General features: G+C 61.2%; 18 protein-coding genes and 1 pseudogene. 6 read left to right on the top strand and 13 right to left on the bottom strand.

What is annotated here, in order from left to right; translation table 11 throughout:
• Positions 1-3 precede the first annotated feature (3 nt).
• Genes WH299_RS23675 through WH299_RS23685 form a run of 3 tightly spaced genes read left to right on the top strand, consistent with a single transcriptional unit; the run spans position 4 to position 2,363 of the window.
• Positions 4-825 (top strand): molybdenum cofactor biosynthesis F family protein, encoded by an 822-nt coding sequence (locus tag WH299_RS23675; RefSeq protein WP_028617037.1) that lies wholly within the window; start codon positions 4-6, stop codon positions 823-825.
• Complete coding sequence (locus WH299_RS23680) at positions 818-1,618, top strand: SDR family NAD(P)-dependent oxidoreductase (protein WP_339551443.1); 801 nt, start codon at positions 818-820, stop codon at positions 1,616-1,618. The genes WH299_RS23675 and WH299_RS23680 overlap by 8 nt, the downstream gene beginning before the upstream one ends.
• The gene (locus tag WH299_RS23685) at positions 1,611-2,363 is read left to right on the top strand and encodes an SDR family oxidoreductase (RefSeq protein WP_445262721.1); all 753 of its coding nucleotides are present in this window, start codon (positions 1,611-1,613) and stop codon (positions 2,361-2,363) included. Before WH299_RS23680 ends, WH299_RS23685 begins: the two co-directional genes overlap by 8 nt.
• 74 nt (positions 2,364-2,437) lie before the next feature.
• Here the strand turns inward: WH299_RS23685 and feaR are convergent, their stop codons facing one another.
• From feaR to WH299_RS23700, 3 genes are all read right to left on the bottom strand, one after another.
• Positions 2,438-3,379 carry a transcriptional regulator FeaR gene (feaR, locus tag WH299_RS23690; RefSeq protein ID WP_028617040.1) on the bottom strand — a complete coding sequence of 314 codons (942 nt, stop codon included), beginning with the start codon at positions 3,377-3,379 and terminating at the stop codon, positions 2,438-2,440.
• Between the two features lie 113 nt (positions 3,380-3,492).
• Positions 3,493-4,059, bottom strand: a complete 567-nt coding sequence (locus tag WH299_RS23695) for a DUF3156 family protein (RefSeq protein WP_123476102.1) — start codon at positions 4,057-4,059, stop codon at positions 3,493-3,495.
• Positions 4,022-5,521 (bottom strand): APC family permease, encoded by a 1,500-nt coding sequence (locus WH299_RS23700; protein ID WP_339500120.1) that lies wholly within the window; start codon positions 5,519-5,521, stop codon positions 4,022-4,024. Before WH299_RS23700 ends, WH299_RS23695 begins: the two co-directional genes overlap by 38 nt.
• 217 nt (positions 5,522-5,738) lie before the next feature.
• Between WH299_RS23700 and WH299_RS23705 the strand changes: the two genes are divergently transcribed.
• The gene (locus tag WH299_RS23705) at positions 5,739-7,061 is read left to right on the top strand and encodes a hypothetical protein (protein ID WP_323625286.1); all 1,323 of its coding nucleotides are present in this window, start codon (positions 5,739-5,741) and stop codon (positions 7,059-7,061) included.
• 32 nt (positions 7,062-7,093) lie between these two features.
• Here the strand turns inward: WH299_RS23705 and WH299_RS23710 are convergent.
• Both WH299_RS23710 and WH299_RS23715 read right to left on the bottom strand, forming a co-directional pair.
• A pseudogene (locus tag WH299_RS23710) lies at positions 7,094-7,573 on the bottom strand (flavin reductase family protein); the annotation flags it as partial.
• Between the two features lie 58 nt (positions 7,574-7,631).
• The gene (locus WH299_RS23715; protein ID WP_123476108.1) at positions 7,632-8,801 is read right to left on the bottom strand and encodes a p-hydroxyphenylacetate 3-hydroxylase oxygenase component; all 1,170 of its coding nucleotides are present in this window, start codon (positions 8,799-8,801) and stop codon (positions 7,632-7,634) included.
• 236 nt (positions 8,802-9,037) lie between these two features.
• Between WH299_RS23715 and WH299_RS23720 the strand changes: the two genes are divergently transcribed.
• Positions 9,038-10,525, top strand: coding sequence for an aldehyde dehydrogenase family protein (locus WH299_RS23720; RefSeq protein WP_339551447.1), 1,488 nt, complete (start codon positions 9,038-9,040; stop codon positions 10,523-10,525).
• Here WH299_RS23720 and WH299_RS23725 read toward each other — a convergent pair.
• The 6 genes from WH299_RS23725 to WH299_RS23750 form a co-directional block, all read right to left on the bottom strand.
• On the bottom strand, positions 10,500-10,922 hold the full coding sequence (locus tag WH299_RS23725) for a RidA family protein (RefSeq protein WP_123476112.1): 423 nt from the start codon (positions 10,920-10,922) through the stop codon (positions 10,500-10,502). The genes WH299_RS23720 and WH299_RS23725 overlap by 26 nt on opposite strands.
• 87 nt (positions 10,923-11,009) lie before the next feature.
• The gene (locus WH299_RS23730; protein WP_339551448.1) at positions 11,010-12,350 is read right to left on the bottom strand and encodes a PQQ-dependent sugar dehydrogenase; all 1,341 of its coding nucleotides are present in this window, start codon (positions 12,348-12,350) and stop codon (positions 11,010-11,012) included.
• A 348-nt stretch (positions 12,351-12,698) separates the two neighbouring features.
• Entirely contained in the window at positions 12,699-13,631 is a 933-nt protein-coding gene (locus tag WH299_RS23735) for a pyridoxamine 5'-phosphate oxidase family protein (RefSeq protein ID WP_339551450.1), read from the bottom strand.
• A 79-nt stretch (positions 13,632-13,710) separates the two neighbouring features.
• Positions 13,711-14,595 carry a LysR family transcriptional regulator gene (locus WH299_RS23740; protein WP_339551451.1) on the bottom strand — a complete coding sequence of 295 codons (885 nt, stop codon included), beginning with the start codon at positions 14,593-14,595 and terminating at the stop codon, positions 13,711-13,713.
• A complete protein-coding gene (locus WH299_RS23745) occupies positions 14,595-15,515 on the bottom strand; it encodes a LysR family transcriptional regulator (protein ID WP_339551453.1) in 921 nt (306 codons plus the stop codon). Before WH299_RS23745 ends, WH299_RS23740 begins: the two co-directional genes overlap by 1 nt.
• Positions 15,516-15,533: 18 nt before the next feature.
• The gene (locus tag WH299_RS23750; protein ID WP_123476122.1) at positions 15,534-16,154 is read right to left on the bottom strand and encodes a glutathione S-transferase family protein; all 621 of its coding nucleotides are present in this window, start codon (positions 16,152-16,154) and stop codon (positions 15,534-15,536) included.
• A 256-nt stretch (positions 16,155-16,410) separates the two neighbouring features.
• Between WH299_RS23750 and WH299_RS23755 the strand changes: the two genes are divergently transcribed.
• A complete protein-coding gene (locus WH299_RS23755; RefSeq protein WP_339551455.1) occupies positions 16,411-17,625 on the top strand; it encodes a DUF2599 domain-containing protein in 1,215 nt (404 codons plus the stop codon).
• 33 nt (positions 17,626-17,658) lie between these two features.
• Here the strand turns inward: WH299_RS23755 and WH299_RS23760 are convergent, their stop codons facing one another.
• Both WH299_RS23760 and WH299_RS23765 read right to left on the bottom strand, forming a co-directional pair.
• Positions 17,659-18,582: a hypothetical protein gene (locus tag WH299_RS23760; RefSeq protein WP_339551458.1), complete on the bottom strand. Its 924-nt coding sequence runs from the start codon at positions 18,580-18,582 to the stop codon at positions 17,659-17,661.
• Positions 18,575-20,689: an AAA family ATPase gene (locus WH299_RS23765; protein WP_339551459.1), complete on the bottom strand. Its 2,115-nt coding sequence runs from the start codon at positions 20,687-20,689 to the stop codon at positions 18,575-18,577. The genes WH299_RS23760 and WH299_RS23765 overlap by 8 nt, the downstream gene beginning before the upstream one ends.
• Positions 20,690-20,726: the final 37 nt, after the last annotated feature.

Consider the following 20,726-nt stretch of genomic DNA (forward strand, 5'->3'; position numbering starts at 1 on the left):
GCCATGACGAGTTCTTCTGACTGGATCACCGTCGGCGCGCTGGCCGACGGTTTCGCCCCGGACGCGTTCATCCTGCCCAACCTCGCCGAATTGGCGGGCCAGACCTTCACCCTGCACTTCGCCAACGGCTGGCAGATCGAACACCGCTTCGAGCAGGAGCGCCTGGCCTGGCATGCTGCCGACGGCCACTCCAGCGGGAGTGCGGCGTACCGCGCCACTTCGATCCGCCCAGGCCTGTACCTGGTGGATTTCATCAAGCATGAGGCCGGGCACAGTTGGTCGATCAGCCTGGTACTGGACACGCCGAACGCCTCATTCACTGCGGTGATCGGGCGCCTGCCGGACCAGGCCGAGACCCACGAAGGTCTTTATCACCGCGCCCTCGCCGGTAAACCGCTGACCTCGGTCGAAGTCGACTTCCTCCACGGCAGCCTCGACCGCCCATGGCAGGCCGGCCACTGCCTGCATGCACCGACCGACGAACTGGTCGGCCTGCGTAACCAGTACCGCTACAGCCCCAGCGAAGTCTACGAACACATCTACCTCAACGAGCGCTTCTACGCCTGGCAATGCTTGAAGGGCGTAGAGCAAGGCCTGTGCGACACCGACCGCTGCCATTACTACAAGATCGCCGAGCAGCTGTACCTGTTCGTGTGGCAGGAGAAGATCGTGCCGACTCTCGGCCTGGTGCTGATCGACCTGCAGCAGCACCGCAGCGACGGCAAGATCTTCGGTTATGCGGGCGCGTCCTTCGATGCGCTGTCGAACTTCCCCATCAGCTCGTATTGCCAGGTGCTCAACCGCACGGAGTATCCCGATGACTGAGCCGCGCACGGTGGTAATCACCGGCGCCGGCACAGGGATCGGCACCGCGTGTGCCCGGTTGTATGCCCAGGAGGGTGCACGCCTGGTGTTGATCGGGCGGCGCCGTGAGCCATTGGAACAGGTCGCGCAGGACACTGGCGGCCTGATCCTGGTGGGCGATGCCGCCTGCCCGCAGACCTGGGACGGGTTTATCCAACAGATCAGCGAGCACTATGGACGCCTCGATGTGCTGCTGGCCTGTGCCGGCGGGCATGGCCTGGGCAGCGCGACCCAAACCAGCCCCGTCACCTGGGAAAGCGCCCTGCGCAGCAACCTGGACAGCGCGTTCTATAGCGCCCGCGCCTGCTTGCCGCTGTTGCAGGAAAGCGCGGGGACTATCGTGCTGATCGGCTCCATCGCCTCTTTGGCGGCGGGGCCCGAGGTGTGCGGCTACACCACGGCCAAACATGCCCTGCTTGGGCTTAATCGCTCGCTGGCGCGGGACTACGGACCGCACGGTGTGCGAGTGAATGCGGTGTGTCCCGGCTGGGTGCGCACGCCCATGGCCGACGCGGAAATGCAGCCGTTGATGGACGCCTATGGCGACACCTTGCAGCAAGCCTATGACCGGGTCTGCGCCGACGTGCCGCTACGCCGTGCGGCCAGTGCCGAAGAGATCGCCACGGTATGTCGTTTCCTGGCCTCCGATGATGCGTCGATCATTACCGGGGCGACGTTGGTAGCAGACGGCGGTTCAAGCATTGTCGATGTACCCACACTGGCGTTCGCTCACTTGGAGAATGCCCATGCGTGACCTGGATTTCAGCGGGCAAGTGGTGCTGGTCACGGGCGGCGCCCAGGGCATTGGCCGAGGCATCGTCGAGGCGTTTGCCCTGCGTGGCGCGCAGGTGGTGATTGCTGATCGGCAGTTGGAACAGGCTCAGGCCGTGGCGACCGAGTTATGCGCGCAGGGCTATCGGGTTGAAGCAGTAGGCGTCGACCTGGCCGAATCACAGGCGGTGTTCGAGTGCGTTCAAGGGTTGCCACAACTGGATATCCTGGTACACAACGCCGGGTATTTTCCGCTGACGGCCTTTGAAGACATCACTCCGGACATCCTGCAACGCACCCTGGCGGTCAACCTGTCGGCGCTGTTCTGGCTGACCCAGGCGGCCTTGCCGGCGTTTCGCGAACAGGGCCGGGGCTGCGTGCTGGTGACCTCCTCGGTGACCGGCAACCGCGTCGGTTATCCGGGCCTCAGCCATTACGCGGCGTCCAAGGCCGGGGTCAACGGGTTTATCCGCAATGCCGCGCTGGAACTGGCGCCGTTGAAGGTGCGGGTCAATGGCGTGGAGCCGGGCATGATCGCTACGCCGGCAATGGGCAACCTGGGTGATGCCGCGCTGAATGACACTATCGCCAGCCGTGTGCCTCTTGGGCGTTTGGGTGCGGCGGTGGATATCGCCGGAGCCATGTTGTTCCTGGCCTCCGATCTCGCCAGCTACATCACCGGGCAAACCCTGGTGGTGGACGGTGGCTCCACCCTCCCCGAAGTCTGAACCTCGACTCGGTCCAAATGTGGGAGGGGGCTTGCCCCCTCCCACATTAGATCTTGTTTGTTCTGAAACCCTGTTCATGCCCCCACAGCCTGCATCCGGCTCGAGCGGAAATCCTTGGGCGACACCTCGAATTGCTTCTTGAACGACCGGCTGAAATGCGCCGAATCGGTAAAACCCCATTTGTAGGCAATCGAGGTGATCGACTCGCTGCGCAGGAACGGGTTGGTCAAGTCATCCGCACTGCGTTTGAGCCGCGCGCGCTGGATGTAGCGGCAGACGCTGTCGTCCTGCTCTTCGAACAAGCGGTACAGGTGGCGAACCGAGATATTCAGCCGATTGGCCAGCCCGATCGGGCTGAGGCCAGGCTGGCTCAGGGACTCATCGATGACCTTCTGCACGTAGCTGCGCAGGTTGTTGCCCTGCAACAGCGCCAGGCCCTCGCGACATTCGTCGCCCTGCTCCAGGGCCGAGCCCAGCAGCGACACGAAAGCGCTTTGCAGCGCCTCCACTTCACCTGCGCCGTCTTCGGTGTCGTCCTTGCAGAGTTGGTCCATCAGCACATGCAGCATGCGCCCGCAGGCCTTGGTCGAGGAGATCTTGCCGAAGGCGCGTGCGTCGCCGCCCAGGTGCTTGCACACCTGCGGGCGTGACAGTGACAGGGAGGCGTGTTCGATGAGGCCGAAGGGGGTGATTTCGATGGAGCCTACCGAGTCCATCAGCAGCATCTCGCCGGGGGCCAGTTGCAGGGTCTGGCCGTTCTGTACGATCTGCGAATAGCCGCTGCGCTGGCTGACCAGGAAGCAATCCTGGTCGTTGTCGTGGTCGGCATGGTGCGCCGGGCGTTTGATCAGCCCGGCATTGGTGCGCAGGATCGCGACGCCACGTGGCAGGTCTTTGATCTCGCCGATGAACAGTGAGCGGTTGAATGCCAGTTCGGTGTCGAAGTAACCGCACGCGGCGCGTAGGTCGCGGTTCCAGGTGTCCAGCCCGTCGTGTGCATGCTGTGGGATGCTCATGGGGTGTCTCCGCAAAGGATTCTTTTTGTTGTTCTGGCGCAATAGTTAACATGTTATCTATATGCGCGCAACAACAACCTGTTTGCCCTTTGCAGAAGCACTAATGATGCCAATCAGAGGTTCGACAACACGCGATTCAATCCGACCAGCGCCGCGAGCAAGTGACTGCGTTGCGCAGGACTCAAGGCGATGTAGCGTCGAAAGGCCGGTAAACGATTGACCACTTCACTGCCGCCCATGTGCTCCAGGCGCACGCACCATTGCTGACCTTGCAGCTCGATGCGCAGGCGCTTGAAATCCAGTGGCATTAGCGCTTGGAACAATGGGGTGTCAGCCAGTAATCGTGCCTGTATTTCACGGCACAGGGCCTGGTTACCGGAGCGGCGCCGTACACGGATGCCAGTGCGTCGAATCGCGCCGCCATGGTGCACGTCGAAGCTCGCTGTGCCTCCTGTCGCAGCAGGCACACGCAGAACAAACTCAGTCAACACCAGGTGCATCAACAACTGCGACTCGGTGCGTTCGACAATCTCGAACGCCACGCCGTCCACTTCAAGTGTCGCCAACCCGAGGTTGCGCCGCAGGTGCGCCAGGGTCACTCCCGGTCGATAGCCTGCCGGCGCGCGCTCGGCGCGAAACAGTTCAAACAGTCTTTGCCGCAAAGTCGCCAAAACGCTCATCGGCCAGCTCCGGTTGATGACTGAATTCCTTTGCCAACACATCCTCCACGGAGGCCGGCTTGAAGGGATTGACCTTCTGCACCCCCAGGGTCCAGAACAGCGCGTACGCGGCGGTGCCGCCCAACATCACACCGAACGGCACGTAGATGTCCGCCGGGTTCATGCCCGGTGGCGTGATGAACCACATGCCCAGCAGGATGCCGATGCTCGACACGATCTGTGGCAGCGGGAACCACGGCGAGCGATACGCCCGTGGCAGGTCGGGCCGACGGATGCGCAGGCTCACCACCGAGATCGTCACCAGCAGGTAGGCAAAGCTCCACGCGCACACCGCCGCCAGCACCAGGTGCATGATGTTGTCGGTGTTGCCGCCCAGGTACAGCGCGTGCAGGCAAGGAATCAGCATCGCCACCAGGATGCACAACAGCGGCGTCTTGAAGCGTGGGTGCAGGTAGGTGAAGACGTTGGGCAACGCCCCATCCACCGCCATGCCGTAGAGAATGCGTGGCACGCCGGCCATCAAGGTGTTGATGGTGGCCGCGCCGGCAAACAGGAAGCCGATGCCCAGCCACAGTGGGCCGATGTGGCCCATCACCTGCTCGGCGAATTTGGGGATGGCCATGGGTGTGTCCAGCAGGTGCACGCCGGAGGCGGCATCGAGTACCACGTTTTCTACTTGGCGTTTCATTGCAGCGCCGTAGATGAACATGCACGTGGCCACACCCATCAGCCCCAACATCATGGCGCGCGGCATCACCTTGGCCGATTGGCGCAGGTCTGGCGCCAGCGGTGTGACGAATTCGCAGCCGACAAACATGAACATCGCCATGCCCACCAACGACAGCACGGTGATCAGGTCGGTGCCCACCAGCGACTCACCGAACCAGCCGTCCAACTGCACAGCGGGCGCGGCGATCAGGCCCAGCACGCCGAACACCATCAAGGTGGTCCACATGCCAAAGGTGAGGATGATTTCCGCACGACCAAACGCGCTGACACCAAACGCGTTCAGCACACCAAAGACGATCACGAAACCGACGCCCAGCAACCACGAACCACCGGCCGATTCCGCCAAGGTGTTGAGGTGCTCGAAGTTCACCAGGGCCATGACCCCGGACAGGATGGTTTCGGCGGTGCCGGCGAACACATGCACGATCAGGTAGGCCGACAAGGTGCCGGTGATCGCGAAAAACCGCCCCATGCCGCAGTTGATGTAGTCGTACACCGAGCCGGTGGTGGGCAGGATCGAGGCGGCCTCGGCGAAGGTGGTGGCCTGGGCCAGCATCATCACCACGGCGATCAGCATCGCCAAGGCAAACGCACTGCCGCCGATGCCAAAGCCCATGGTGGCGGTGAGAATCACCGGGCTGGCCATGATCAGGCCAATGGTGCTGGCCAAGGCGGTGGGGAAACCTACCGTGCCTCGGTTGAGGTGCGCGGTGAGTCGGTCGTTGATCGACATGATGGGGTCCTCGAAAGCGGTTTTTTTTAATGTGTCAGCACTCTGCGCCCCACTCGAGTTGATCGTCTTGCCCCTGTCTGCCGCCGGTTTTGTTGCTCCCTGCCACAGCATAGGGCGTGGCGTCCCGGGTCAATTCCCTGGCACGCAGAGAAAAGACTTCGCCCCCCGCGCTCGCCCTAATGCGCCCTCACTCTTAACCAAGATGGGGACAATAACAATGGAGCACACACTGAAAAATCGCCGCCTGCGCCAGGCGGTCGGCCTGGGTATTGCGCTGCTGATGGGCCAGGCCCAGGCCATCGAGTTGTATGCCGATGCCGACACCAGGGTCACCGGCAACTTCCTCGCCGTATATGGGATGTTCAACAGCCCGAAGAACTACGACGGGCGCAGCGGCGGTTCCACCTGGCGCGAGGCCTTTATCAAGTACGGCCTGAGCGTGGACCAGAGCCTGGGCGCCTTTGGCGGCGTGTATGGCACGGCCAACCTGGTGAGTTCCGGCACTTGGGGCGATGGCGATGCATCCGGGGTGACCACGGGCAAGGAGCGCACCACCAAGTTTGACGAAGCCTTTGCCGGCTGGCGCTCCGGCGATCTGTTCCCAGCGTTGGGCAAGGACGGCGTGGACCTGTCGTTCGGCCGCCAAATCATCATGCTGGGCGACGGTTTCCTGATCAATGATGACGGCCCCAACCTCGGCAAGGGCGTGGGCGATGGGGAATTCAACCGTGGCGGCGCCTACTACATCGCCGCACGCCATGCCTTCGACAAGACCGCCGTGATCCGCCTGGGCGGCAAGGATGGCGTGCATGGCAGCCTGATGTGGATCAAGTCCGACAACCCCGCCCAGGCCATGACCGAAATGGCCGCCGGCACCCTGGAATACAGCGCCGCACCGGGCACCCTGGGCCTTACCTACATTCATGGGATCGACGTGGATGAACGCTTCGCCAGCGAGGTGCAGCGCCAACGCAAGGGCATGAACCTCTATAGCCTGCGCGGCGCGGGCAATGCCGGCATCGACAACGCGCACTTCGCCTTTGAACTGGCCCGCCAGGACCGCCGCGACAGCCAGCAGAATGCCGGTTACGCCGAAGCCGGCTACACCTTCAGCGACCTGCCCTGGTCACCCGACCTGACCTACCGCTACGCGCGTTATTCAAAGAACTGGGACGCAATGTTCTCCGGTTTCAACCGGGGCTACGGCACCTGGGTGCAGGGTGAAGTGGCGGGCAACTACTCGGGCCCCTACAACACCAATACGTCAGTGCAACACGTGGCGCTCAAGGTCAAGCCGCTGGAGAACCTCACCCTCGGCGCGCTGTTCTTCGACTACACCACCGTCAGCACCCGCGGCCAACTCAACCTGGATGGCCGCGAGCTGGACCTGTACGCCGAGTGGACGGTGAACGAGCACCTGATCATCACGCCGCTGCTGGGCCTGTATAAACCCAACAAGGATGCCGTGACCGGCGGCAATCAGGTCGGTGGCAACGGCACCAACGTCTACAGTCAGTTGGTGGTCGCCGTACCGTTCTGAACCGTCTCGGGCGCGCACGGACGCAGCGCCTGGACCTCGGCATAAGCGCCTTGGTGATACAACAGCGGCGCACGCCCGAAGTCATCAAACGCAACCACCTTGCCGATCATGATCCAGTGGTCGCCGCCGTCCACTTGCTGGTACTTCTCGCAGTGGAACCGCGCCGAGCAATCGGCGAATACCGGCGAGCCACCCTCCCCCGGTTCGTACTCGATCAGGGCGAAGCGATCCTCACGCGGGCGTGCAAAATTGTTGGACAGGTGCACCTGGTCGGCCGCCAGTACGTTCACCGCAAAATGGCTGGCTTCCTCAAATACCTCGTGGCTGTTGGAGCGCTTGTCGATGCTCCACAGCACCAGCGGCGGATCGAGGGATACCGAGTTGAAACTGTTGGCGGTCACGCCCACCTTGCGCCCGGATGCGGTGGCGGCGGTGACCACGGTTACGCCGGTGGCGAAGTTGCCCAGTGCACGGCGAAAGGCGCGTGGATCGAAAAGGCTGCTGTCGGACATGCAAGACTCCCGGGCGCCATCGGATGGGCGCCCTGATTGTTGTGAGGGGAAGAACGCGCTACACCATGCTCGGGTCCGGCTCCAGGCCCATCAGCTCACGGCCGAGGATCTGCGCGCAGACGTCGTAGTCGGTGTAGGCATGGGCGCCGGTCATGTGGGAATCGCGGAACAGGCGCTGCATTTCGTTGTGTTCGAACCAGGCATTGCCGCCGGCGGCGGCGAACAGCCGGTCCACGGCTTCGATGCACATTTTCGTTGCATAGGCCTGGTTGGTGCGCCAGAACGCCAGGGTTTCGCGGCTCGGGTAGCGGTGCGCGGCGCTATGTTCGGCGTGGTCCTGCCAGGTCTTTTCGAGGAATGCGCGGGCGGCAGCCACTTGGTGGGTGGATTCGGCCAGGCGCATCAAGGCGGGCGTGGCCGCACCGACGACGGCACCGGTGTAGGCACGCACGCGGTTTTTGGTTTTTTCGCGGAACACCTCCAGCATGCGCTCGGCGACACCGAGGCTGACGGTGGAAAACCCGCTGGCAAAATACGGGCGGTACGGCGCGTAAAAAATCTGGCTGTCGGGGTAAAGGCCGAAACCTGCGGACTTGCCTTCCATCATATCCTTGGCTTTCTGGATGCGATGCTCGGGCACCCAGGCGTTGTCGATGACCAGGGTCTTGGTGCCACTGCCCTTCATGCCGGCGGCGAACCAATCGTCACGGATCTGGTAGTCACTGCGCGGCAGCACGGCGAAGCAGTAATCCTGGCCGCCTTCGGCGTTCTGCCGTCGGCAGCCGACAATCGCCCACTCGCCATGGTCACAGCCGCTGCTCCAGCCCATTTCACCGCTGAAGTGCACACCGCCCTCGCCCTCCACCACCCGGCCAAACGGCGCAATACTGCTGCTGGCGGTGGCGTGCGGGTTTTCGCCCCAGATCTCCTGCTGCAACTGCGCCGAAAACAGCGCCAGTTGGTGGCTGTGGGTGCACAACAAGCTCATGGCCCAGGCGGTGCTGGCGCAACTGCCGGCAAGCAAGGCGATGCAGTCGGCGAACTCGGGCAGCGACAGTTCCAGCCCGCCAAAGGCCTTGGGTTGAAAGGCGCGGTGCAGGCCGATGCTTTTGAGCAAGGCGATGTTTTCATCCGGCACCTGACGCTGCTGTTCGGCCCGCGTGGCATTCGCGGCAATCAGCGGCAGGAGGGGCTTGAGGTCTTCAAGGAGCGGGTTTGGCTTTTTCATGGACGGCCCTGCTTATTATTGGAAGTCCGGCGGGCGCTCCGGGTTGAGGAACGGCGCCTGATGCAGGGCCAGTATCGATGGGGGCGCGCAGGTGGAAAATGCACGTTCCACAGGCAAGGTTGTACTTTTCATAGGCGTGGCAGCCACAGACATCTCGCGCGGCAGGCAGAGTCAAGCCATGGGCCGCAGGCTTGGCTACCCTCGGGCTTTCCTTTGTGAACTGCCAGGAACCCGCCATGAGTGATATCACGCTACTGCCCCAAGTCGAAGCCTTTCTGCGTCGGCGCCATGGGCTGTTTATCGACGGCGTCAACGTGCGCAGCCATTCCAGCCAGACCCTGGCCGTGACCAACCCGGCCACCGGTGACGTGATCGCCCAGGTGGCCGATGCGGACCTGGCGGATATCGACGCAGCGGTGGACTCCGCCAACCGTGGCTTCCAGCTCTGGTCCCAGGCGTTACCCGCGACACGCGGCAACGTACTGCTCAAGCTCGCGGACTTGCTGGAACGCAACCGCGAAGAGCTGGCGCAGATTGAAACCTGCCAGTCCGGCAAGATCATCCAGATTGCCCGCGCGTTCGAAGTCGACCAGGCCGCGCACTTCCTGCGTTACTACGCGGGCTGGGCGACCAAGCTCAGCGGCCAGACCCTTACCCCGTCGCTGCCCTCGTTCAACGGCGAGCGTTACACCGCGTTCACCCTGCGTGAACCGGTGGGCGTGGTGGTGGGCATCGTGCCGTGGAATTTCTCCACCATGATCGCCATCTGGAAACTCGCCTCGGCGCTGGTGACCGGCTGCAGCATCATCATCAAGCCCAGCGAATTCACGCCGCTGACCCTTCTGCGCATCGCCGAACTGGCCGTCGAAGCCGGATTGCCACCTGGCGTGCTCAATGTATTGACGGGCGGCGGCCATGTCGGCAAAAGCCTGGTAGAACACCCTGGCACCCACAAAGTGTCCTTCACCGGCTCCGTGCCGACGGGCATCGCTGTCGGCCGCAGCGCCATGGGCGCCGGCCTCACCCGTGCGACCCTGGAACTGGGCGGCAAGAATGCCGCCGGTTTCCTGCGCGATGTAGACGTGGACAAAGCGGTGGACGGCATCATCGAAGCGGGCTTTTTGCACTCCGGGCAAATCTGCGCGGCGGCCGAGCGTTTCTTCGTGCATCGTTCGCAAATGGACGCTGTGTTGGACACGCTCAGCCAGCGCCTCAGTCGCCTCACCATCGGTTCGCCATTGGATGAACGCACCGAATTCGGCCCGGTCACCCACCACCAGCACCAACTCAAATTGCTCGGTTACTTCAGCCAGGCCCGCGCCGAAAACAACACGATCATCCATGGTGGCACGCTGATTGACCGTCCCGGCTGCTACGTCGAACCCACGGTGATCCTGGCCAACAGCATCAACGACACCCTGCTCAACGAAGAAACCTTCGGCCCCATCGCCACCTTCCTGCCCTACGACAACGAAGACGAACTGCTTGCACTGATGAACAACGGCCCCTACGGCCTCAGCGCCAGCCTGTGGACCAACGACCTGGGCAAGGCCCTGCGCATGGTGCCGGCAATCCAGGCCGGCACCGTGTGGGTGAACATGCACACGCTGCTCGATCCGGCGGTGCCGTTCGGAGGCAGCCGGTCTTCCGGGGTTGGGCGCGAGTTCGGCAGCGCGTTCATCGAGGATTACACCGAGCTCAAGTCGGTGATGATTCGGTACTGAACGGAACAACCGCCTCCGCCTCGATCTCGATCAACCACTCCGGCAACGACAACCCGCTGACGATAATCCACGAAGACGGCGGCGGGTTGTGCGGGAAGCGCTGCCGCAGCGCCTGTGCGATGGGTTCCTGCTGGTCGCGGGCGGAATCGGCGATATACAGCCGCAGCATGATCACATGGGACAGATCACCGCCGACTTCGGCCAGCACCTTGTCGATATTGTCGAGCGCAGCGGCGGTCTGCTCGGCAATGCCTGGGCCGACCGTGCGCTCGTCCGCATCCACCCCCACCTGGCCGGACAGCATGATGCGCCGCCCCTGTGGCACCTCAAGGGCCTGGCTGAAGCCGTATTGCAGGGAGTTGAATACCGTCGTGGGATTGATGACCTTTCGTTGCATGACGCTTCCTTGTTGTCGGTAGGAAAACAAGGCTAACCCAAAGGCATCGCTCAATCTGACGGTTCAACATCCCGCAACATATCGGGGTCAGGGCTTGCTTTGTGTCACCCGCCACACCGTGTTCCCCACATCATCCGCCACCAGCAATGCACCCTGCCCGTCCAGGGTCACACCCACCGGCCGGCCTTGCGCTTCGCCTTCGGCATTGAGAAAACCGGTAAGGAAGTCGACCGGCGCACCCGACGGCCTGCCCTCCTTGAACGGGATAAATACCACCTTGTAGCCCGCTTGCGGGTTACGGTTCCAGGAGCCGTGCTCACCGACAAACACCCCATCGGCAAAGGCAGCCGGCATGCCGCGCGCATCGGAAAAGGTCAGGCCCAGCGGCGCGACGTGCGTACCCAGGGCGTAGTCCGGCGCGATAGCCTGGGCGACCTTGTCCGGGCGTGGCGGTTGGACGCGCACATCGACGTGGCTGCCGTAATAGCTCCACGGCCAACCGTAGAATGCACCGTCCTGCACTGAAGTGAGGTAGTCGGGCACCAAGTCGCTGCCGATTTCGTCGCGTTCGTTGACCACCGTCCACAGTTGGGTAGAACCCGGTTTCCACGCCAGGCCGTTGGGGTTGCGCAAACCGCTGGCGAACAGGCGTTTCTCGCCGCTGGCCACGTCCAGTTCCCAGATCGCGGCACGCCCCTCTTCAGCGTCGAGGCCGTTTTCGCCGACGTTGCTGTTGGACCCCACCGTCACATACAGCCGGGTGCCTTCGGGGTTGGCCAGCAGGTTTTTGGTCCAATGATGGTTGATGCCGGCCGGCAGGTCGGTGACCTTGACCGGAGTGGCGTCGATATGGGTCTGGCCTGGGGTGTAAGGCACCTTGACCACCGCGTCGGCATTGGCGATATACAAGTCGTTGCCCACCAGCGCCATACCGAACGGCGACATCAGGCCGCTCAAGAACTCGGTCCGTACTTCGGCATGCCCGTCGTGATCGGCATCGCGCAGCAAGGTGATGCGATTGGCGCTCGGTGTATCCGCGCCGACACGCCCCATTACCACACCCATCGCCGTGCGCCGTGCCCAGGCGATCACACCCGTGCCGCCGTCGGTGGCGCCTTCGGGCATGGGCGGGTGATTACTTTCAGCGACCAGTACATCACCGTTGGGCAGGGTGTAGACCCAGCGCGGGTGATCGAGGTTATCGGCCAGGGCCGTGACGGTGAAGCCTTGGGGGGCGGTGGGTTGCACACCGTCAGACCAGCCGACGGCCTTGGAGACCTTGAGCGTAGGGATCAAAGAAGTGCTGGGCTCGGGCAGTTGCGGCGCAGGCCCGACTCCGGCTTGGAACGGTATTTTGGACGCTTCGCCACAGGCACTGAGAACAGCGGCGGCGGCAATCAGGAGCGCAAGGCGGCTCGGTACATTCATGGTGGAAACCTCGGGGCAGAAACCTGAGGGAGTATTGCCCTATAACGCGCGGGTAGCCACCGGGCGTGGCGCAATTAACTGTTAACCGGGGGGCACGAATGGCATAGAAGGCCCTTTTTATGGGCCTGAGCCGGCGGTGGTGCAGATGGTCGAGATTGCGCAGTTGTTGGTCGATGAGGCGCCGAACCGGGAATGCCCGGTGGCCTGATCACACACGTCATTCCATCAGACAACGCAGTCCCTTGTGGGAGCCGGGCTTGCCCGCGATAGCGGTGTATCAGTCACAGCAACGCCACCTGACACTCCGCTATCGCAGGCAAGCCAGCTCCCACATTTGGGCGTCGTCGCCTACCAACTCCCCATTGCCAGACTGAACGGCGAAAACTCCGCGAACTGCCACCGCAACGCCAACGCCGCCGGGCGGCGCACCACCTGTTCCACCGTCACCGTCCACAGCCGTTGCGCACCCTCGAACAGCGCCACTTCCGGGCCGTCGAGGATCAACGTGGTACGCCCGGCCACTTGCAGCACATCCCCCGATTCAAAGTCGATGAACAACAGCCCGGCCACCGGGTTGGCTTGCAGGTTGCCCAGGGTGGCGAAAAACAGGTTGCCGGCAAAGTCGGGGATGGTCAGCACGTTACCTTCGACCCGCACAAAACCCGTGTTGCCACCTCTATGAGAAACGTCCACCGAGCGTTGAGCGTCCACCTCGACGTAGCTGGCGACGAACAGCGTGTCGGCGTTGCGGATCAGGCTTTGGGCGGCAGCGTCCAGGTCGTTGAAGCGCTCGACTGCCGTGCCGGGTTTACGGGCGATGCCATCGACCGGGCGCAGTTGGATGTACTTGGGGCAATTGCCGAAGGTGTGCACCACGTCGACCGAAAAGCCGTCGTGATCGAGTGCGCCGACACGGCCGTTCATGCGATTGCGACGCCGAGTATTGAGGTCGATGCCCAACAGGCCGACGGCTGCCCCCTCACGCAGGGCGTTGCGGGCCGGGTCGATCGCGGACGGCAGGCTGTCGATCTGCAGGGTCTGCGGGTCCGGCGAGTGGGCAAAACCGGGAGCGCCTTCGATCATCGTCGCCCAAGGGATGCCCTGCTCGTCCACCGCGCCCAGCACCAGGTAAGGCAACAAAGGGTAGAAATCCCGGTGCTGTTCCGGCAGGTGATCGCGGATCACCTTCGGCCCGACCACGGCCATGCGGTCGGCCACGCCCACCGCCTCTTGTATGTGCCGTTCGCCGGCATGCCAGGGAGATTGTTCGATCAGGTTCATGGCAAGCACCTCAGGTTGGATGTGTCGATGCTGCGCCCTGCCAGCCGGCGTGAGAATCACCACGCCAGGCAATCCACTATTACGCCAGCTGAAATGCCGGGTGTTCGCGCAGCGCCATTACGCAGTGGTCGACAAAGCTGCGCACGCGCATCGGTGCGTTGCGACCTTCGCGGTACACCACCTGCACTGGCAGTGGCGGCAGTTCAAAATCCGGCAATACGCGATGCAGTTGCCCGCTCAGCAGGTGTTCGTGCACCGGATAGCTCAGGCAGCGAATCAACCCCGCGCCCTGCACCGCCGCATTAATCGCACCCTGTACCGTGGCGCAGCCCAGACGGGCACGGGCCTTGAGTTGATAGCCCTGGAAATCCCAATGCACCTGATCGGCGCTGGCGATCAGCCGGTGCTGCTTGAGATCGTCCGGGCGTTGAGGCTCGCCGTGAACAGCCAGATAGGAGGGGCTGGCGCAGAGAATATGCCGCACCTGCCCCAGCGGCCGGGCGATCAATGACGAGTCGGGCAGTTCACCGACGAGGATGGCGACGTCGAGCCCTTCTTCGTGCAGGTTCGGGTAATAGTCGTGGTAGCTGACGACCAGGTTCACCTCGGGATAGCGGTCCAAGTAGTCGGCCAGGACCGGCGCCATCACATAACGGCTGAACAGGAACGGCAAAAACACCCGCAGATTGCCCTGGGCCTGCACATGCAGCCCCTTGGCCGAGGCTTCGGCGGCGTCCACCGCAGCGAGCAGGCTCACGCAGTCCGCCAGGTAGGCGCTGCCGGCGTCGGTAAGGCTCACGCCACGTGTGCTGCGCGCCAGCAACGGCACGCGCAAACGCGCCTCCAGGCGGGCGATCGCGCGTACCAGGGTCGGGCCGGAGACCTGTGCGTCACGCGCCGCCGACGCCAGGCTCGGCTGCCCGGCCAGCGCGGCGAACAACTGCATATCGCGATAACGCTCCATCAGCTGCGCCGTTTCATCGCCGGGTTCAGGGCGGTGTCCTGGCCCAGGCGATGGGTAAGAAAGTCGACAAAGGTGTTGATCTTGGCCGGCACCCGGCCGCGCTTCTGGAACACCACCTGGATCGGTAACGGCGCCGACTCATAGGCTTCGAGGATAATTTCCAACTCTCCCGCCGCCACCGCGGCTGCGACCTGATAGGACAACACCCGCGTCATGCCCCAGCCCAGGCGCGCCAGGTTGATGGCCGCATTGTTCGCCGTGACCACCAGACGTGGCTCGATGGTCACAGTCAAGGGTTGGCCGCCGTCCACAAATTCCCAGCCACTCACCAATGAACTGGACGACGACGTGGCGATCTTGGCCTCACGCAACTGCGACGGATGCGTAGGCCGCCCGTGCTGTTCGAGGTACACCGGCGATGCGCAGACCACCCGGCGCACTTCGCCGACCTTGATCGCCTGCTGCCCCGGTTCATGCAAGTGACCGATACGCACCGCCACGTCCACACCTTCGTCGGTCATGTTGACCACGCGATCGACCAGTAAGGCGTTGATGTTCACCAAGGGGAACCGGTCCAGGTACTCCCCCAGCACGGGTGCCACATACAGCTCGCCAAACAGTACCGGCGCAGTCACGGTCAGGTGACCACAAGGGATGGAATAACTGCCTGCCGCCGCTTCCTCGGCTTCATCGAGCTCCGCCAGGATGCGCCGGCAATCTTCCAGGTAACGCTGGCCGGCTTCGGTGAGGTGCAAGCTGCGGGTGGTACGCGCCAGCAATTGGGTGCCGATGCGTTCCTCCATGGCGGCGATGGCGCGGGTCACGCTGGGTGGCGAGGTTTTCAGGCGGCGCGCGGCAGCGGCAAAGCCCTCCTCCTCGGCCACGGCCAGGAATACCTGCATTTCATGAAATCGGTCCATCGGCGCGCCTCTAGAAAGTTATTGCGACTGCAAGCCTACCGCCGTGCGCGGCATGCCCACGAACCCCGGCAATGCCTCGATGCTGGCGAGCCAGGCGCGCACATGAGGGTAGTCGGTCAGCGCAACATTGCCTTCCGGCGCGTGAGCGGTGTAGGTGTAGAAGGCCACATCGGCAATGGTGGGTTGCTCGCCGGCCAGGAAGCGGCTCTGGCTCAGTTGCGCTTCCACCAGTTTCAGCAAGGCGTGGGAACGGGCAATGGCGGCGACGGTGTCAACGTCGGCACCAAAGACTGTGGCCAGTCGCGCAGCCGCAGGCCCCGCGTGCAGTTGGCCGGCAGCGGTCGACAGCCAACGCTGCACGCGGGCCTGACCCACCGGGTCGCTCGGCAACCATTGGCCGTTGCCATAGGTGTTCGCCAGATAGATCAGGATCGCATTCGAGTCCGCCAGTACCACACCGTTGTCATCGATGGCTGGCACCTGGCCGAAAGGGTTGATGGCAGCCATGAACTCGGGCGCTTTGTGGGCGGCTTGCTTGAGGTCCACCAACACATAGTCCGTGGGCAAGCCGAGCAGCGACAGCATCAGCTCGACACGGTGGCTGTGGCCGGACAACGGGAAACCGTAAAGTTTGATCATGATGGGCTCCAATAAAGTGGGGTATCAACGCCCCGCATGTTCCGCCGCTGCACCGGCCGTTGGAATCACCAGGATTTACAATCCAGCATTTCACCCTATGAAACAATCACCCGACAGGCAAAAGGGGGACAGGTTCTCGCCGGGATCATCAAGCACCCCGCAGCGACTGGAGCGCAGGCAAGAGTCTGTCTACGCTCTGCACCGAGTGGAGCAAGGAATCGTTCCAGTCGCTCCACGTATTCAAGGAGCAATACCCATGAAAGGATCACGCACGCCCATCGCCCTGGCCCTCGCGGCGCTGGCATTCACCGCCCACGCCGATCAAGGCACCGACACCGTCGCCCGGCTCAACCAACTCTACAATGACACCCGCCAGGACTGCGGCGGGCCGTCCAAGCCAGCCTTCCTGTGTTCCGGCGTGCTGTTCCGCGCCACGTGGCCTTCCACCGACTATCAGTTCTACAGTGTCAGCCCGAAAAGCCAGGCCAGCGGCGGCGTATCGGCCTCCTACCTGCGCAAGGATTCCAAGTACCGCAAGCTGGCGTACGGCCTCAAAAGCGGCTTCATTTTCGACACCATTTTCGGCAACCCCAAGGATCATCAGGACTACGCCGTGCTGTGTTCCTTCCCCATCGACGCCGCCACCGACGATCGCAACCAGCAAGGCTGCACCGACTCGCGTCGAACGCCAGGCGTCGTCGAAAAGTACTGCCATGAACAAGGCATCACCACCGCCGAGCAATGGGGCGTCAACTACAAGCAGAACCGGGGCGATCACTCGCGCCAATGCTCCTTTGATGTGCGCGACGAACGCAACACCGCCGCAGGCCCGGCGTTCTATCAGAGCATTCGGGCAATGGCGACGATTGCCGACGAATCCTTCACCACCCAGAACGAACTGCGCCTGGCCAAGTGGGAGGAAAATCCGCCGAAATCACCGTCGATCCTCGCCCTGTTCTACACCGAAGACGCCGGCCTGGAAGGTGCACGTTTGAACCAGTTGCAGTGGTACAAAGCCGTGGGCAACTACCTGCCGGTGATCAACATGAAATTGCCGCAGGCCCGCCAGCAGGAGGCGTCGTTCGCCTACGACAGCAAGAAGCAGGTCATCCAGCCCATCACCGAAAAGAACAGCTGCGAGCGTTACGTGCAAAGCGCAACCTGGGTGGAGCGCGACGACCCAGGCTTTGGCCGCAAGATCATGACCTTGGAAGTGACACCGACCGACTGCGGCCGCCAGGTCAAAGACGGCCAGACCAACAACTTCTTCAACGAACTGGCCAGCGACCACTACCTGGATGCCGGCTGGAAGGACAACCCGGACAACCGCGACAGCAACGTCGGCAGCATGCGCCGCCAACTGGTCTGCCACTTCAATATCGCCCGTAACAAGCCGGAGTGGAACCTGGAGCCGTCTCGGCCGTATACCTCCAATGAGGATTCGATTGCCAAGGGTTGCAACAACACTTGAGGAACGAGCTAATGCGCCTTCAACGAAGGCGCATTACGCAAGTACCTGTGCCGGTTGCGCCAGTATCGTTTCTGGCAGCAGACCATGGGATTTCAGCCAAACCTTGATGTACGAGCAGCAAGCCTGCGAATAAGGACACTCCGGCGCAACGTACAACGTCAAGAGTTCATGAAATGTGGCCCGAGCCTTCTTAGCGTGCTTTTCTCTAGCTTGGGCATTATCAATATCCTGAAGCACTTCAAGCTGTGCCCCCCAATTGTTCAACGAGAACTCCAATAACTTCATTCTCTTTGTGCGAGCGTCTACTAATAACCGACGATTCAGACCGTAGCCATCGATGGATGTCTCAGCCTTGCTATATCCCCCTGCGTCTCCCACCGGACACGGGATGGCCCGGACAACGGACTCGGGACGTCCTAGTTTTCCTTCCATTGAAAACTTTAGGTAGCGATGTGGGTAATCCTTAGTAGGGTCAATCAGCAAGGGGTCCTCATTGACCAGCAAAGCCATTGATGGGGCGCAGGACTGCCCGGCACGCAGAGGAAAATAATTACCCTTGCCAAGCATTTTTGAAGAGCCATCAGGCATCGTATGGTAAGCGGCGATATTGCAGTCGCTGCAGGTCGGCAGCAGATTCGTCCAGTCAGATGCGAGCCACCAGTACCCAATGTTCCATGGGCCTTGACGCTCAAGATAGACCCTTCCCTTGGGGCGATAATGCTCGACCTGCACTTTATGATTCACAAATGATGATTCGCAATATGCACATTTGTTTTGGAACAATTGGCCCAATGCCTTCCTGACCTCTTCATCGCCATAGATCACAAAACGGTCGAAGTTCGGTCGCGGGTCAACAGTGTCACGATAGTAATCTTCAGCTCTTTGCCGTTCACTGAGCGCCTTGCTTCCCGATAAGACGGCAGGCGGAGCAACTGCATTCCGGGGGCGTCTAACCATTATTCAGTCCCTGGTAATTTTTATCCTTGCTCAGTACATCCAGGATCATCTCAAGGGTTTGATCAGACCATTGCGTATCACCACGCTTTTTCTCTGATTCTGCAATTTGCCTGTCGATCACCCTGAATAGCATCCGTTCCCTGGGCGTGGTTCCCATCTCCCCCTTGTCACTCAACACAACCTCCAGCTCATCGCGTTCAAGCTTCTGATCAACCGAAAGTCGATCATCAGGTTTCGCCAGCAAATCGTAGTACCTGACAAACTGGCCATCGAGTTCTTCGCTCAAGGTGGTATGCAAGCCAAATAACCGTGATGTCAGCAATTGGTCGACAAACAAGCCTTCGACGTTCTCACTGACGGCCGCCGCACTGATTTCACCCCCGTCGCTTTCGGACAACACCGCAATTTCCTCACTGTTGACACCCCGTAGCGTCAGTGGGTCATGGGTGGTATAGAAAAAGCTGGTCATAGGAAACGCAGCCCGCAACCGCTCAACGACACGTAAGCGCCAGGCCGGGTGCAAGTGAGCATCCAGTTCATCGATCAACACAATCGCCTGGCCCGAAAGCGCACTGTCACGTGCCTCATACAAGACGTCCAGAATGTCAGTCGCCAACGAAAAAACGTTCTGCATCCCCGAACTCATAGAACCGATAGGATGTACTCGCCCCCCCACCGAAACCTGGATTCTTGAGCCAATGAGTGCAACCTTGGCCTGGTCTGACAGAAGTAACTGCTGGATGGTATCGGCGGCGTCATTCAGGCGCTGGCCACTCAGCTTGTTAAACCAGCCATGATGACCGTTAATTTTGGTGTGTTCATCAAACAACGTGTGGAGACGGCAGTGTTTATCGCGTTTTTCTTTTGAAAGCGTTTTTCGGGCCAGCACTCTGTATGCACCATAGCCAAGAAGCACAGGCCGAAAGGCGGCGTAACCGGAGAAATACTGCGAATAAGCGTCGAACTCGATTACGTTTCGACCATCCTCGTACCAAAATTCAACGCTTATTTTCCCAGCATCAGGTCCAGGCCCTAAGACCGAACGAGCATCTCGCACAAAGCTTGAAGCACGAGTGGCACCGGATAAACCTAACGCAAGCGCTTGAAGAATCGTGGTTTTCCCCACACCGTTAACACCCACAATGGCAGCCCATTGCGCCCCTGTTTCTCTCGGTGCTGGAAAATCGATATCCGCCTCAAGAACACCTTTAAAATTACGAATCGATAGACGCTTGATCGCAGGTACGCGTTGATCAGAAGCCGGTACAAAATTCGAGGGCACCCGCGAAATGCGTCCAACTTGATCTATCCATTGGAGATCCCCAAAGCTACGTATTAGCTCAATAGATATTGGCCGAGCCATGAAGTGAAGGGAATCGAACCGGCCTGCGAGGCGAGACTGACTGAACAAATACAGGTACAAAAAACCACTGAACTCAGCATCGGGAGTCAATAGATCGTGAATTCTCGCATCAAGAGTACTAGACCGACTCATCTCCCACGATAAGTGAAGTTCATTCACTAAAAGGGCACGTCGCCTGACCAACTCTGGGCGATTGAGAGCCAATAGATCTATCGTATAACACCCTCGCTCAGACAGGCCTTCCAACATGCCATTCGATAGAGCTCCCAACGCCTGTTCGATGTCGTCATACCCAGGGTCGATCAGCTTTGGCTTTTCATTCTGTCGCAACTCATGAAGCGGTGCCCCAAGTTTGGACGTACCCTCAATTGGAAAAGCGTTTTTCTTTTTAAAATTGCAGACGGGACAAATCAGGTAGATGTTTTCCCACTCCAGCCCTAACCAGCAATAGTGCGAGCGCTCTACCTTGCCGTTACCGCGATCTGCTCCGCGGATGGGTCGAAAATGGTCAAGGTCCAACGGACCTGATACTTGCCTGGTCTCACAATATGCGCATTTACCATAAGTTACCGACCCCATGGCATAGCGTATTTCTTCAATCGCAGCCCGAGAAAAACGCAACTCCGGAGGCCTGGAAAATCCCGGATTGCTCAAGTAATCATTAACGTTACTCAGGTAAATCTGCGCCTTGTTATCCAACAGACAATCAGGCTGATCCGATTGTGTTTTTCTTAGTGCTCGCATACCGCTCCCTGGGCGAGGAATTTGCTGGATTGAAACA

This window comes from Pseudomonas sp. MYb541, from assembly GCF_037479595.1.
GTDB lineage: Bacteria > Pseudomonadota > Gammaproteobacteria > Pseudomonadales > Pseudomonadaceae > Aquipseudomonas > Aquipseudomonas canadensis.

Coding starts and splice junctions, on each gene's coding strand:
- WH299_RS23675 (WP_028617037.1), top strand. CDS start 4: ATGACGAGTTCTTCTGACTGGATCACCGTCGGCGCGCTGGCCGACGGT.
- WH299_RS23680 (WP_339551443.1), top strand. CDS start 818: ATGACTGAGCCGCGCACGGTGGTAATCACCGGCGCCGGCACAGGGATC.
- WH299_RS23685 (WP_445262721.1), top strand. CDS start 1,611: ATGCGTGACCTGGATTTCAGCGGGCAAGTGGTGCTGGTCACGGGCGGC.
- feaR (WP_028617040.1), bottom strand. CDS start 3,379: ATGAGCATCCCACAGCATGCACACGACGGGCTGGACACCTGGAACCGC.
- WH299_RS23695 (WP_123476102.1), bottom strand. CDS start 4,059: ATGAGCGTTTTGGCGACTTTGCGGCAAAGACTGTTTGAACTGTTTCGC.
- WH299_RS23700 (WP_339500120.1), bottom strand. CDS start 5,521: ATGTCGATCAACGACCGACTCACCGCGCACCTCAACCGAGGCACGGTA.
- WH299_RS23705 (WP_323625286.1), top strand. CDS start 5,739: ATGGAGCACACACTGAAAAATCGCCGCCTGCGCCAGGCGGTCGGCCTG.
- WH299_RS23715 (WP_123476108.1), bottom strand. CDS start 8,801: ATGAAAAAGCCAAACCCGCTCCTTGAAGACCTCAAGCCCCTCCTGCCG.
- WH299_RS23720 (WP_339551447.1), top strand. CDS start 9,038: ATGAGTGATATCACGCTACTGCCCCAAGTCGAAGCCTTTCTGCGTCGG.
- WH299_RS23725 (WP_123476112.1), bottom strand. CDS start 10,922: ATGCAACGAAAGGTCATCAATCCCACGACGGTATTCAACTCCCTGCAA.
- WH299_RS23730 (WP_339551448.1), bottom strand. CDS start 12,350: ATGAATGTACCGAGCCGCCTTGCGCTCCTGATTGCCGCCGCCGCTGTT.
- WH299_RS23735 (WP_339551450.1), bottom strand. CDS start 13,631: ATGAACCTGATCGAACAATCTCCCTGGCATGCCGGCGAACGGCACATA.
- WH299_RS23740 (WP_339551451.1), bottom strand. CDS start 14,595: ATGGAGCGTTATCGCGATATGCAGTTGTTCGCCGCGCTGGCCGGGCAG.
- WH299_RS23745 (WP_339551453.1), bottom strand. CDS start 15,515: ATGGACCGATTTCATGAAATGCAGGTATTCCTGGCCGTGGCCGAGGAG.
- WH299_RS23750 (WP_123476122.1), bottom strand. CDS start 16,154: ATGATCAAACTTTACGGTTTCCCGTTGTCCGGCCACAGCCACCGTGTC.
- WH299_RS23755 (WP_339551455.1), top strand. CDS start 16,411: ATGAAAGGATCACGCACGCCCATCGCCCTGGCCCTCGCGGCGCTGGCA.
- WH299_RS23760 (WP_339551458.1), bottom strand. CDS start 18,582: ATGGTTAGACGCCCCCGGAATGCAGTTGCTCCGCCTGCCGTCTTATCG.
- WH299_RS23765 (WP_339551459.1), bottom strand. CDS start 20,689: ATGCGAGCACTAAGAAAAACACAATCGGATCAGCCTGATTGTCTGTTG.